Raw genomic sequence first — 13,344 nt, 5'->3', positions numbered from 1 at the left:
TTTTTTGTTTTTTACCTTTAAATGGGCTCATGATAATTGATATTAGTAGGACTTTTATCCTGAAATAAATTACAGAACACAATTAAAGGTGAAGAAAAATCGCTCTTAAAGTTCAAGAATTGTCCATTTATGTGTTTATTTTATGTCAAAATTCTTTTTTAAAGAGATTATAAAGGGCACGAATAGCTTGTGCAGAACCACCGACAGGATAGCCTGGTTTTTCTTTTGGAATCCATCCATAAAGATCAAAATGTGCAAAATGTTCAGCTTTTTCAACAAAAGAGTTAAGAAATAAAGCAGCGACTATGGAGCCAGCAAAGTTATTTCCAGTTATATTGTTAAGGTCAGCAATTGGTGATGATAACATTTCTTGATAAGGTTTCCAAAGTGGCATTTGCCAAAGAGGATCGAAAACAGAATGAGAAGATTGTAAAATTTGTTGCGCCCATAGTGAATCATTACAATAAAATGCGGGAAGATCTGGTCCTAGTGCTATACGTGCTGCTCCTGTTAAAGTGGCCATACAAAGCATGAATTGTGGACTTTCTTCATCACCATAGGCAAGTGCATCGGCAAGAACAAGCCGCCCTTCAGCATCTGTATTGCCAACTTCAATACTTAAACCTTTACGACTTGGAAGAATATCACCTGGTCTGTAAGCATTGGCAGAAATTGCATTTTCAACGGCTGGAATCAAAACTCGTAGACGGAAAGGTAATTTTGCATCCATAATAAGTTTAGCTAACCCCAAAACATGAGCTCCTCCTCCCATGTCTTTTTTCATGAGCAACATGTTATTGGCTGATTTAATATCAAGACCTCCAGTATCGAAGGTTACGCCCTTGCCAACCAACGTTATTTTGGGGTGATTTTCTTGCCCCCAATGTAACTCAATTAGTCGTGGGGCAGTGCTGCTGGCGCGCCCTACGGCATGAATCATCGGAAAATTATGTGTTAAGAGGTCATCTCCACAAATGCTTTGAACATGAGCACCGTAAGTTTTTCCCAGTTGGCGTGTTTTTTTCTCGAGGGTATCAGGATTCATATCATTGGCTGGAATATTGATGAGATCACGGACAAAAAAGACAGTTTTATAAATTCGTTGAAGCTCATCGAGATCAACCGTATCGTTGACGTAGATTGATAACGATTTGGAAGAAGAATTTTGACGATAGCAGTTAAATTGATAACTTCCAAATGCCAATCCAAGATAGCTATTTATTTCATTGGAGGCTATTCCTCCTAAATGCCAATGTCCAGCAGGAAGGTTTTTAGCGAGAAGTCCTGTGATAAAAGGTTCGTCTCCATTGCCAAGTCCAAAGAAAACTTTTTTTAAATGCCCTGTTTCATCAGGAACGAAGAGTATTTGACCCGCTTTGCCAGTGAAATCATTAACTTTCATCCAGGCTGTTGTTGCTGGATCAAGAGCTAAATCTGTAAGACATCTCGGATTTACCAATAAGATGGGGTAACTATTATCGACACGTGTTGAAGTAAAATGAATGTGATGTAAATGCATATTTATGAAATCCCTATAGTCGTCGAAGTGCAACATATTCGACCAAGTGGTTTTTTCCCTTTCGTAGAATGAGATTAGACCGTGGTCGTGTTGGTAATATATTTTCTTGTAAATTTTTCAAATTAATCGTTTGCCAAAGGTCCTCAGCGATTTTTGAAACTTCCTTTTCATTGAGGTGTGCATAACGATGAAAATAAGATTCAGGATTTTGAAAAGCTGTTTTACGTAAGCGTTTGAAGCGTTCCAAGTACCAGTGACGAATGACTTCTGTGTCAGCATCTACATAGATTGAAAAATCAAAAAAATCTGACACGAAAGGAATGATTTTTCCATCCTTAGGAAGGTCATTGACCTGTAACACATTAATTCCTTCAACAATTAAGATATCAGGACGATCAATGATAATTGTTTGATTTTCCAGAACATCGTAGGCCATATGCGAATAAAGTGGCGCACTAACATTGCCAATACCGGCTTTTATAGCAGAAAGAAAGCACAGCAATTTTTTAATGTCATAGGAATCAGGAAATCCTTTACGATTCATACGATTTTTTTGCTGTAAGACAGAGTTGGGATAAAGAAAACCATCCGTTGTAATTAAATCAACTTTAAGACTGGATGTCCAACGTTTCAAAAGTTCTTGAAGAATACGAGCGGTAGTTGATTTTCCTACCGCAACAGAGCCAGCAATCCCAATGATAAAAGGAGTTTTCCTAGTTCCTTCTTGATGTAAAAATTCTTGACGCTTATGAAAAAGTTCCTGTACTGCTTCAACATGACATGATAATAGACGCGATAAGGAAAGGTAAATACGTTGTACTTCTTCAAGATCAATGGGATCATCAATGGAGCGTAAACGTTTAATTTCATCAAAAGTCAAAGTAAGCGGTGTATCCGCACGAAACTGAGACCATTCTTGTGCAGTAAAGATACGATAGGGTGAATATCTATCAGAAATGGATTTGACCAAGTTATCTTTCTGATCAATTTTTGAGAGGATCGTATCAATCATTTTATTGGTCGAGAACCTTTTTGCTACAGTAATTGATTAAGGATAGACAAACAGGCATGTTTTATCTTCAAATGAATTTCATTTTGCATGTTTCCTTCTTTAAAATAATAGATAAGCTTTTGTTAACTTATAGTCCAGTCATTCCAGTGTGCATTGATTTGCGCTAATGAGTGTCCTTGTGCCAAAAAAGCCCATAAAAGTAAACGTGCTTTTACTGCTGATAAATAACCAGACATGAGGGCGCCAGAAGCAATCATATCGACTTCTGAGCCTTTATAGCCATAAGTTGAGCGGGTTGTTGAGCCAGTATAAGTCCGACTAGCGATAATGATTGGCATTTTTTGTGTATATTGTCGCACGATGTCTGCTTCTTCAAAACTGCAGTGTCCTGATCCAAAACCAGCAATGACAAGCCCAGCATAATGCCCACTTTCAAGGCAAAATTTTATTAACTGCGTATCAGAGGATAAAGAGGAGTATAAGAGTGCAACTTGGTGATCATAGTTTTTGGGAAGGTCAAATGTTGTCGGGAAAAAATGTCGATCATTAAAATAAACCAGTTTTCCTTCCAAAATAGTGCCTAGAACACCTGCCAGACCTGACTGAAATGTCTCAATTTTGACAGTATGGCTTTTCTGGACCCAATAAGGTGAGTGAATGGTATCATTGATTACAACCAAAACGCCTCTGTTTCTACTTTGTGGATGAGCAGCGACGCGAGTTGCTGCTAAAACATTAGCTGGTCCATCAGCACCTGCTTCACTAGGTATACGCATAGCACCAGTTATAATGAGCGGTTCCACTTTATCCCAATAAAGGGAAAGAAAAAAAGCTGTTTCTTCCAGTGTATCAGTACCTTGGGTTAAAACAATACCTTCTGCGCCAGCATTTATTTGTTGTGTTGCCCACTCTATTATTTCAAAAAGAATGTTGAAAGATAAAGATCCACTTGGTAATTGTGTGAGTGTTTGCGCATGTATATTAGCAATTTTATTTAAATCAGGGACACTTTTTATGAGGATATCTGAGGTTAATGTAGGTTGCATTTGGCCAAAATTGTCAGCGGCCATTGCAATTGTTCCTCCCAATGTTCCTATTGCTATTTTTTTCATAATTTTTCCTTTAAAAAACGCAAATAGTATACAAAAACTATTTAGCAACAATTTGCATTGATAACAATGATATCATTTTTTTATTTCAACAAATTGAATTGCACTGAATCATTGTGTTTTGCAGTATATGTTCTTAAATAGAGACGATAGTGATTGGATTTTACATTTGATGGAAAGAAATCAGTATTTAAGAACAGAGATCAATATTAAGGAGTCTCCTTATGGCAGAACATAAGCCAGATATAATGTATGGTACAACTATTATTACCGTACGAAAAGGTGGCAAAGTTGTGATGGCCGGTGATGGACAGGTTTCACTTGGGCAGACAATTATGAAAGGCAATGCACGTAAAGTTCGTCGTCTTGGGAAGGGCGGAGCGGTTATCGCTGGTTTTGCAGGTGCTACAGCAGATGCTTTCACTTTGCTGGAAAGATTAGAAACGAAGCTCGAACAATATCCTGATCAGCTCATGCGTGCTTGTGTAGAACTTGCAAAAGACTGGCGAACAGACCGCTATTTGCGTCGTCTCGAGGCTATGATGCTCGTGGCTGATAAGAAAATAACTTTAGCTTTAACAGGGCTTGGTGATGTCTTAGAACCGGAGGATGGAGTGATGGCAATTGGTTCTGGAGGCAATTTTGCTCTTTCGGCTGCTCGGGCACTCATGGATATAGATTTAGATGCAGAAACTATTGCCCGTAAAGCTATGAATATTGCCGCTAAAATTTGTGTTTACACCAATGATCATTTTACGATTGAAACATTGGATGCAGAATTATCTTCTTTAGAGAAAGCTATTTGAATGTGTGTTGTATTTTCCCCTCGTGAGACTGTTTCTGAACTTGATCGTTTTATTATTGGCCAAAATGATGCCAAGCGTTCTGTTGCCATTGCATTGCGCAATCGATGGCGTAGACAACAGCTTGATGGTCCAATGCGTGAAGAGGTTATGCCAAAAAATATTTTGATGATAGGACCAACAGGTGTTGGTAAAACAGGTATAGCGCGTCGATTAGCAAAACTTGCTGGAGCACCTTTTGTTAAAGTAGAAGCGACTAAATTTACTGAAGTTGGTTATGTAGGACGTGATGTTGAGCAAATTATTCGTGACCTTGTTGAGATAGCTATTTCTCTTGTGCGTGAAAAAAAACGGGATGAAGTTAAAGTAAAGGCTCATGTTAATGCTGAAGAACGTGTTTTAGATGCCCTTGTTGGTAAGACCGCAAGCCCCGCTACCCGTGATAGTTTTCGCAAAAAGTTGCGTGAAGGTGAATTGGATGAGAAAGAGATTGAAATTGAAGTAGCAGATAATAACAGCAATAGCGCTTCAACCTTTGATATTCCTGGTATACCTGGTGCGCAAATGGGAATTATGAATTTGTCAGATATTTTTGGTAAAATGGGAAGTCGTACAAAGGTCCGCAAAACGACAGTAAAGGATGCTTTTAAGCCTCTCATTGATGATGAATCTGAAAAGCTCCTTGATCAAGATCAAATTATTCAAGAAGCACTCCGTGTTACTGAAAATGATGGAATTGTTTTTATTGATGAGATTGATAAAATTGCAACCAGAGATGGTGGAGCTGGTGCTGCCGTTTCGCGTGAGGGCGTTCAACGGGATCTTTTGCCTTTGGTTGAAGGAACAACAATTGCCACAAAATATGGTCAAGTCAAAACAGATCATATTCTCTTTATTGCGTCAGGTGCCTTTCATGTTTCCAAGCCATCTGATTTGTTGCCAGAACTTCAAGGGCGTTTGCCTATTCGCGTGGAGCTAAATGCTTTGACAAGGGAAGATTTACGACGTATTTTAACTGAACCTGAAGCCAGTCTGATTAAGCAATATATTGCTTTAATGGCAACAGAGGAGGTTCATTTAGAAATTACCGATGATGCGATTGATGCTTTAGCGGATATTGCTGTGGATTTAAACGCAAGGATTGAAAATATAGGAGCACGTCGTTTGCAAACGGTGATGGAGCGCGTTTTAGATGAGATTTCTTTTACGGCGCCAGATAAAGCGGGTACATCATTTAAAGTTGATGCCGCTTATGTTAGGCAATCGATAGGTGAGCTTGCTGCTGATGTCGATCTTTCACGTTTTATTCTGTAGAATTATCACTTGTTTTCGTTTAACGGCATGCTTCGATAATTTTGAAGCCATGGGTTTGTTCATGTATCAATACCGAGCGGAAAATATTTTTTAACAATGTTTCATAAGGTAGATGGCGGTTAGCAACAAGAAGCAGATTGCCACCTAGCTTTAGGCATTTTGCAGCATTTATAATAAAATGCTGCCCTAATGAAACATCTGTAGTCTGTTGCGTGTGAAACGGTGGGTTTGAAATGATTGTATCATACAGATCTGTGATTGGCTCATGTACAAGATCATGCCAATAAAAATGAATCTGACGAGAATCCGTCATTTGTTCGAGGTTTTGTTTGGCTGCTCTCAAAGCGTTATAATCGGCTTCATAGAGGTCGAGAGTCGTTAGTTTTTCACTTCCAAGTGCAGCGTAAGAAAGAAAACCCCAGCCAGCTCCAAAATCGGCAGTTTTTCCAGAAATAACTTTGCACATATGGGAAGCAAGTGTGGCGGATCCCAGATCAATACGACCATGTGAGAACATGCCAGAAGCTGTTTGAAATTTATTTCCAAAAGTGAGAGGTGGTGAACGCCACTGTGCAATATTCTGCTTTTTTATTTGTGGTGGAACCTGAAGCCAGAATACCAATCCATGGTTTTTGGACAACTTTCCAACGATGGGGACAAGCGTTTTGACCCATTTCATCATTGAAGCAGCACCAGCAGTTTTATTTCCACCGATAACAATCCACCCATTAGGTTTAACACATTCTAATAAATCAAGAAAGCAATTTTGGTTAAAACCACGATATTTGCTTAAATGTAAAAGTGCACCATCATAGGTAAAAGTTTTATCTATTTGAGGGGAGCAGTGAAATCGAGCATTGGTAAATTTTAAAAAGTCCGGTCGCCAAGGGGTTATAACTTTCAAGTTTTGCGCCCATTCTGGAGCAGGGACTTCCGCTAAACCAAAACTCACCCAAGATTGGCCTCGATTGGGAAGAGGAAGATCATGGTTTTCAAAAGGTAAAAACAGTAACACATGTAGCTCTTTTAAAGAAAAATGCCATTCTGTTATTAGGATGGCATTTTATTTCATAACAAGAGGGAAGATCACTCTTTTTGTTTTTTATGACGGCGCTTATTTTCGGATTTATTTTTTTCATCCATGCCTTTTTCGTTTTCTTCTTTTATTGACCTATCACCTGCAATTTCTTCACCGGTTTGTTGATCGACAATTTTCATCGATAACCGAACTTTACCGCGCTCATCAAAGCCCATTAATTTAACCCAAACTTTATCACCTTCTTTAACAACATCTGTTGTTTTTGTAACGCGTTCTGATGCAAGCTGAGAGATATGGACAAGCCCATCACGTGAGCCAAAGAAATTTACAAATGCACCGAATTCTGCAGTTTTTACAACTGTTCCTTGGTAGATAGCACCGACTTCGGGTTCATCAACAATGGAATGGATCCAACGTTTTGCTGCCTCAATAGTTTTAGCATCAGCAGAGGCAATTTTAATTGTACCATCATCTTCAATATTGATTTTCGCTCCAGTTTGTTCAACGATTTCTCGAATAACTTTACCGCCAGAGCCGATAACATCGCGAATTTTATCAACAGAAATGTTCATAACTTCGATGCGTGGAGAAAACTCGCTGAGCTCAGCACGTGCACTGGTCAAAGCTTTAGCCATTTCGTTAAGGATATGGATTCGACCACCTTTGGCTTGTTCCAGTGCGATTTTCATAATTTCTTCAGTAATGCCATCAATTTTAATATCCATTTGCAAGGCAGTAATACCATTTTCTGTTCCCGCTACTTTAAAATCCATATCTCCAAGATGATCTTCATCTCCTAAAATATCAGACAGAACAGCAAAGCGTTCACCTTCTTTAATCAACCCCATAGCAATACCTGCAACAGGGCGTGCCAAAGGAACACCGGCATCCATAAGAGCAAGTGAAGTACCACAAACAGTTGCCATGGAAGATGATCCATTTGATTCAGTAATCTCTGAGACAGCACGAATAGTGTACGGAAAGGATTCCTTAGTTGGCAACATAGGATGAAGTGCACGCCACGCCAATTTGCCATGTCCAATTTCACGGCGTCCAGGAGAGCCAAGACGTCCTGTTTCACCCACTGAAAATGGCGGAAAATTGTAATGAAGAAGGAATGTTTCCTTATACATACCTGTTAAGGAATCAACATATTGTTCATCTTCACCAGTTCCTAGTGTTGCGACGACAATTGCTTGTGTTTCTCCACGGGTAAAGAGAGCTGAGCCATGTGTACGGGGCAAGATACTCACTTCTGATTGGATGGGACGTACTGTTGAAAGGTCACGCCCATCAATACGTTTTTGTGTATCAAGAATGTTTCCACGAACAATTTTTGCTTGCAACTTTTTGAAAACGGTTGCAATTTGGTCGGCACTGAATTTACAATCTTCTTCTGTTTCTGGCATAAATTTATTGATGACTTCTGTTTTTAGTGCATCAATCGCGGTATAACGTTCTTGTTTATCGGTAATTGTGTAAGCCTTTCGTATATTTTGTTCTGCCATTTCCAGCATAGCTTTTTCGAGATCAGAGAGATCTTCAGGAACAAAATCGCGTGGATCTTTTGCAGCAGCTTCGGCAAGCTCGATGATGGCATCAAGAACAGGTTGAAAGCCTCTATGCCCAAACATAACGGCACCCAACATAATGTCTTCTGGTAATTCTTGTGCTTCTGATTCAACCATCAACACAGCACTTTCAGTTCCGGCTACAACAAGATCAAGTTTTGATTCGGGCATTTCATCAATATGGGGATTGAGAACGTATTGTCCGTTACAATAGCCAACACGGGCACCAGCAATGGGGCCCATAAAAGGAACACCTGACAAGGTTAATGCTGCAGAAGATGCAATCATTGCAAGGATATCGGGATTATTTTCGAGATCATGCTGTATAACGGAAACAATGACCTGCGTATCATTTTTATAACCATTGGCAAAGAGAGGACGGATTGGACGGTCAATCAAACGTGAGATCAATGTCTCACTTTCGGTTGGCCGGCTTTCACGCTTTAAATAACCACCTGGTATTTTACCAACAGCATATAGTTTTTCCTGATAATTAACGGTGAGAGGAAAAAAGTCTTGATCCGGTTTTGGATTTTTTGCTGACACAACGGTTGCTAAGACAATGGTCTCTCCGTAAGTAGCAATCACTGCACCATCAGCTTGACGTGCTATTTTTCCTGTTTCAATGGTCAGTGGACGACCGGCCCATTCAATTTCTATCTTGTGCGTTTTGAACATTTCTTATCCTTAATGACCAGTGTTCACATCTTTGAGAGCTCACATTCTGGGTTTACGTGGCATATTTTAAAGCTATAGGCAGGACAACAAGACACTTCTGTTTTTTGCGAGAAGAGAGAAGTAAATCGCAATTTAAACACGAAGAAACTAGCAATCCTGCCCCATGATGATTACTTGTCAGTTTTTAGAGTTTTAACTAAAAAAATGGGTGGTTTTTTTAATACCACCTCTCATTTTTCTTTTAGCGACGCAAACCTAACTTTCTGATAAGTGTTTGATAACGATTTTGGTCAACCCCTTTAAGGTAATCAAGAAGGCGACGGCGTTGAGACACCATTTTTAAAAGACCACGACGAGAATGGTTATCCTTTTTGTGAGATTTAAAATGGTTAGTTAAATTAGAAATACGTTCAGAAAGTACAGCGACCTGCACTTCTGGTGAACCTGTATCACCGACTTTATTTGCATATTCTGCGACAAGAGCTTGTTTACGTTCAGCTGTAATCGACATCATATTATCCTTTCAAAAAACAAAGAAACAAAAGTCACCCACAGCCGAGATGTCGTTCAGCAAGGGTCTGCGAGGAAACAAGAAGAGTTGAAGACTCTTACCTGCTTTAGCATTTATACAGGAACGGAGGTTAAAATACTAGTCCTTAAAAGCATCTTGAAAACCTTCTTTCAATAAAGGATTTTGTTTTGAAATATTGATTTTAACAGGATTTTATGAGAAGTCTTAAAGAATTATGCATCCTTTTGATACAAAAGAAAATAAGACTTCCCCTATAAGGTTACTGCTTTACAAAGTGTGTGTATGATAACAAAAGCGATAAATACCGATTTGGAGAAAAAAGATGCAGAGCATTTCAACATTAGAACTTTTTCGTAATTCGGTATTTCGAAATTTATGGTCGTCCACACTCATTTCTAATTTAGGGGGGCTTATACAAGCTGTAGGGGCAGGGTGGTTAATGGCGTTGATTAGTTCTTCGCATTCTATGGTTGGACTTGTTCAAAGTGCTACAACATTACCACTTGTTATGTTTTCTCTGATGGCAGGAGCATTAGCTGACAATTTTAATCGTCGCCAAATTATGTTGTACGCGCAGATTATGATGATGGTTATATCAATGAGTTTAGCTATTTTATCCTATATGGGCTTTCTAACACCTTGGCTTTTATTATGCTTTACGTTTTTGATTGGGTGTGGAACTGCTTTTTATAATCCTTCTTGGCAGGCAACAATAGGAGACATCGTGAGCAGGGAAAATATTCCTGCTGCTGTTAGTCTAAACAGTGTTGGCTTTAATTTGATGCGTAGTGTAGGTCCCGCTATTGGTGGTGCCATTATTGCTACTTTAGGCGTAGCCGCCGCTTTTTTGTTCAATGCGATAAGTTACATTCCTTTAATTGGTGCTTTGTTTTTCTGGAAACCGAGCTATGAAAATAACACATTGCCACGGGAAAGAATTTTAGGAGCTGTTTCAGATGGTTTGCGTTATGTTGCGATGTCGCCTAATCTTCTGAATATTATGGTCAGGGCGTTCCTTTTTGGTATTGGAGCGATTTCTATTTTAGCACTTCTGCCAATTGTTGTGCATAAAATTCTCGGGGGAAGCGCACTTCTTTATGGTACATTGCTCGGTTGTTTTGGTTTAGGAGCAATGACAGCTGGTATTATTAATGCATCTGTACGGTATTATTTTCGTTCAGAGACGATTGTTGCAAGTGCATTTATTGGTTTTGCCTTGTCTTGCTTTTTTTTAGCAATAAGCCGTTCACTGATTATAAGCCATATTGCCTTATTTCCTGCAGGTTTATGTTGGGTTTTAGCGTTGTCACTGTTTAATACATCTGTACAGCTTTCTACACCGCGTTGGGTTGTTGCACGTGCTTTAGCACTTTATCAAACAGCTTCTTATGGAGGGATGGTTGTTGGAAGTGCAATTTGGGGAGTCTTGGCTGATGGTTATTCCCCAACTATTGCTTTGAGTGTTTGTTCTCTATTCTTGATTGTTGGAGCTTTTGCGGGAATAAAGTTTAGAATTCAGGAAATTCCCCAGATAGATCTAGATCCACTTGATCATTTTAGAGAACCGGAGCTTTTATTGGATCTAAAAGCACGAAGTGGTCCAATTATGATTATGATCGATTATCAAATTCACGAAAATGATCTTGAAGAATTTCTTAAAGTAATGACACGTCGTCGCCATATTCGTTTACGTGATGGTGCTCGCCAATGGGTTCTCTTACGCGATCTTGAAAGACCTGAATATTGGACAGAAGCTTATCATATGCCAACGTGGGTCGATTATTTGCGCCATAATCATCGTCGGACAAAAGCAGATGCAGAGGTCAATAAGCTTCTGCGACACTTAAATCGTATGCCAAATGGTATAAGAGTACATCGTATGATTGAGCGACAAACAATACCACATGCCAGCGAGATGCATTTAAAGCCCTCCGCTGATCAATTACCTTGATGGCAAGAGGGCTAAAACAGTTGTTTTGCAATCTATTAAATATATGTAATACTATTGTATGAATAAATTTGTTAGGATGAACAGGACAGCAGAAATTTTAAGATGCTCAATGAGTGTTTTATACAGTTGGTAAATTGAGGACAGATTTTTACTGAACGAATAGTCTAAGGTCATCAGTATTGCAATTTGTTTAAACTAAAGCCTAAGTTTTCTATCCTGCAGAATCTTCTTAACACTACAGCATATGCACGTATATCTAGTAATGATTAAAGAAACGATTTAAAATGACAAAGACAAATTCTTGCACTTTATTGTGCAAGCTAAGTTTGGGTTTACGAACACATCACTGCTTTAGATTCTGATGCACGTTATCATAAAAAGGTGATTGTGAGCAAGAACGGATTAAATTGTGAAAATCCGCTTTGGCTTGAACAAACTTTTATCAAGAGTACCTATAGCAAGAAGTTGGCCTTTGTAGATGACGCAAACCTCTCCTTCATTAATAGATGCATTGTAATCATGGAGGGGAACTGGATTGCCCATCATAACTCTCTGTGCTTCGATTTCGCTAAGTGTATAATGAGAAAGACAATCCAGTGCAGCACCTGTTTTAATTAAAAGTGCATCAAGTGTTGAAAAATCTCTTTTGGGAGGAGCATCATTTTCATTTGTTAAACTTTTATCCAGTGTTACTGCTTTTAGTTCCTCCCATTTGATGAGATCATTTTCACAAAAAGGCTCTACTGCGATACGTCTTAAATCAGCAATATATCCATAACAACCGAGGTCACGTCCCATATCGCGTGCTAAGGAGCGCACATAGGTTCCTTTTCCGCAGGTTATTTCAAAGATAGAACGCTCGCTGGTAGCAATTTCTATTAATTTAAAAGTTTTTACTTCCACTTGGCGTGGTGGAATTTTAACAATTTCACCCTCACGTGCTAGATCGTAGGCACGGTTACCGGCAATTTTAATTGCCGAAAATTGTGGAGGTGTTTGCAAAATAATACCTGTATATTGAGGGAGAAGGGCGAGTATTTCTTCGCGTGTTGGACGTTTGAGAGATGTCTTTGTTACCTCACCTTCTAAATCGTCTGTTGAACGCTCTTCTCCCCAAACGATATGAAAACGGTAGGTTTTTGTACCCTGCATAACGTAGGGAACGGTTTTTGTTGCTTCACCCAATGCAATTGGCAGGAGACCAGAAGCAAGAGGATCAAGTGTACCTGCATGTCCTGCTTTTTGCGCATGAAAGAGCCATTTGATTTGTGAGACAGCTTCTGTTGATCTCATTCCTTTTGGTTTATCAAATATGACCCAGCCAGAGACGGAACGGCCTTTTTTTTTGCGTTGCCGTGCCATATTTTTAATCCTCAAGTTCATCACTATGGTGAAGATCGCGTGCTACCTCAGGTGAGCGAAGCAGAGCATCAATTTTTGAAAAATTATCAAAACTACTATCAAGTCGAAAACGTAGTTCAGGCATATATTTCATCTGTCGCAACGCGTGACTGATTTCTCCACGGATAAAACGGCTGTGTTTATTGAGGATATCAACGACATCAACATGAGATGTGCTTTTAACAGTGCTGAGAGGAGAAACAAAGCAGATAGCAATTTTTAAATCTGGTGACATGCGCACTTCAGAGATAGAAATCACCATACCTTTCAAGACATCATCGAGTAAAATACCACGCTGTAGTATATGAGATACTGCGTGGCGTACTTGTTCTCCTACTCTTAGCTGCCGTTGTGATGGTTCTGCATTTTTCATCGAAGTCTTACCTTTGTTACAATTCCTCTTCCTTTGATTACC

At 39.2% G+C, this 13,344-nt stretch carries 11 protein-coding genes; 3 read left to right on the top strand and 8 right to left on the bottom strand.

Features of this window, described 5'->3' with window-relative positions; translation table 11 throughout:
* Nucleotides 1-145 precede the first annotated feature (145 nt).
* The 3 genes from J7R13_RS05285 to J7R13_RS05275 form a co-directional block, all read right to left on the bottom strand.
* Nucleotides 146-1,519, bottom strand: coding sequence for a leucyl aminopeptidase family protein (locus J7R13_RS05285; protein WP_208437781.1), 1,374 nt, complete (start codon nt 1,517-1,519; stop codon nt 146-148).
* 13 nt (nt 1,520-1,532) lie between these two features.
* Nucleotides 1,533-2,477: a type I pantothenate kinase gene (gene coaA / locus J7R13_RS05280; protein ID WP_246786286.1), complete on the bottom strand. Its 945-nt coding sequence runs from the start codon at nt 2,475-2,477 to the stop codon at nt 1,533-1,535.
* A 176-nt stretch (nt 2,478-2,653) separates the two neighbouring features.
* On the bottom strand, nt 2,654-3,643 hold the full coding sequence (locus tag J7R13_RS05275; protein WP_208437779.1) for an asparaginase: 990 nt from the start codon (nt 3,641-3,643) through the stop codon (nt 2,654-2,656).
* Nucleotides 3,644-3,864: 221 nt separating this feature from the next.
* On the opposite strand from J7R13_RS05275, the gene hslV reads away from it, so the two are divergent.
* Nucleotides 3,865-4,446 (top strand): ATP-dependent protease subunit HslV, encoded by a 582-nt coding sequence (gene hslV / locus J7R13_RS05270; protein ID WP_007551861.1) that lies wholly within the window; start codon nt 3,865-3,867, stop codon nt 4,444-4,446.
* Nucleotides 4,447-5,757 carry an ATP-dependent protease ATPase subunit HslU gene (hslU, locus tag J7R13_RS05265; protein ID WP_208437778.1) on the top strand — a complete coding sequence of 437 codons (1,311 nt, stop codon included), beginning with the start codon at nt 4,447-4,449 and terminating at the stop codon, nt 5,755-5,757.
* Nucleotides 5,758-5,776: 19 nt separating this feature from the next.
* On the opposite strand, the gene J7R13_RS05260 is transcribed toward hslU, so the two are convergent.
* From J7R13_RS05260 to rpsO, 3 genes are all read right to left on the bottom strand, one after another.
* Nucleotides 5,777-6,772, bottom strand: coding sequence for a class I SAM-dependent methyltransferase (locus tag J7R13_RS05260; protein ID WP_208437777.1), 996 nt, complete (start codon nt 6,770-6,772; stop codon nt 5,777-5,779).
* 71 nt (nt 6,773-6,843) lie between these two features.
* Complete coding sequence (pnp, locus tag J7R13_RS05255; protein WP_208437776.1) at nt 6,844-9,045, bottom strand: polyribonucleotide nucleotidyltransferase; 2,202 nt, start codon at nt 9,043-9,045, stop codon at nt 6,844-6,846.
* A 241-nt stretch (nt 9,046-9,286) separates the two neighbouring features.
* Nucleotides 9,287-9,556 (bottom strand): 30S ribosomal protein S15, encoded by a 270-nt coding sequence (gene rpsO / locus J7R13_RS05250; RefSeq protein WP_004858631.1) that lies wholly within the window; start codon nt 9,554-9,556, stop codon nt 9,287-9,289.
* A gap of 343 nt (nt 9,557-9,899) precedes the next feature.
* Here rpsO and J7R13_RS05245 point away from each other — a divergent pair, with 343 nt between their 5' ends.
* Nucleotides 9,900-11,528, top strand: coding sequence for an MFS transporter (locus J7R13_RS05245; RefSeq protein ID WP_208437775.1), 1,629 nt, complete (start codon nt 9,900-9,902; stop codon nt 11,526-11,528).
* 402 nt (nt 11,529-11,930) lie between these two features.
* Here J7R13_RS05245 and truB read toward each other — a convergent pair whose 3' ends face one another.
* Both truB and rbfA read right to left on the bottom strand, forming a co-directional pair.
* On the bottom strand, nt 11,931-12,890 hold the full coding sequence (truB, locus tag J7R13_RS05240; RefSeq protein ID WP_208437774.1) for a tRNA pseudouridine(55) synthase TruB: 960 nt from the start codon (nt 12,888-12,890) through the stop codon (nt 11,931-11,933).
* Between the two features lie 4 nt (nt 12,891-12,894).
* On the bottom strand, nt 12,895-13,302 hold the full coding sequence (gene rbfA, locus J7R13_RS05235) for a 30S ribosome-binding factor RbfA (RefSeq protein ID WP_004858639.1): 408 nt from the start codon (nt 13,300-13,302) through the stop codon (nt 12,895-12,897).
* Between the last annotated feature and the right edge of the window lie 42 nt (nt 13,303-13,344).

This window comes from Bartonella taylorii 8TBB (genome assembly GCF_902825155.1).
Classification (GTDB): Bacteria; Pseudomonadota; Alphaproteobacteria; order Rhizobiales; family Rhizobiaceae; genus Bartonella; species Bartonella taylorii_A.
This window is presented reverse-complemented; position numbering and strand designations above follow the sequence as displayed.

Bases quoted from the DNA above. Each gene is read 5' to 3' on its own strand.
- pnp (WP_208437776.1), bottom strand. From the start codon at position 9,045: ATGTTCAAAACGCACAAGATAGAAATTGAATGGGCCGGTCGTCCACTG.
- J7R13_RS05285 (WP_208437781.1), bottom strand. From the start codon at position 1,519: ATGCATTTACATCACATTCATTTTACTTCAACACGTGTCGATAATAGT.
- hslV (WP_007551861.1), top strand. From the start codon at position 3,865: ATGGCAGAACATAAGCCAGATATAATGTATGGTACAACTATTATTACC.
- rbfA (WP_004858639.1), bottom strand. From the start codon at position 13,302: ATGAAAAATGCAGAACCATCACAACGGCAGCTAAGAGTAGGAGAACAA.
- J7R13_RS05245 (WP_208437775.1), top strand. From the start codon at position 9,900: ATGCAGAGCATTTCAACATTAGAACTTTTTCGTAATTCGGTATTTCGA.
- J7R13_RS05275 (WP_208437779.1), bottom strand. From the start codon at position 3,643: ATGAAAAAAATAGCAATAGGAACATTGGGAGGAACAATTGCAATGGCC.
- truB (WP_208437774.1), bottom strand. From the start codon at position 12,890: ATGGCACGGCAACGCAAAAAAAAAGGCCGTTCCGTCTCTGGCTGGGTC.
- hslU (WP_208437778.1), top strand. From the start codon at position 4,447: ATGTGTGTTGTATTTTCCCCTCGTGAGACTGTTTCTGAACTTGATCGT.
- rpsO (WP_004858631.1), bottom strand. From the start codon at position 9,556: ATGTCGATTACAGCTGAACGTAAACAAGCTCTTGTCGCAGAATATGCA.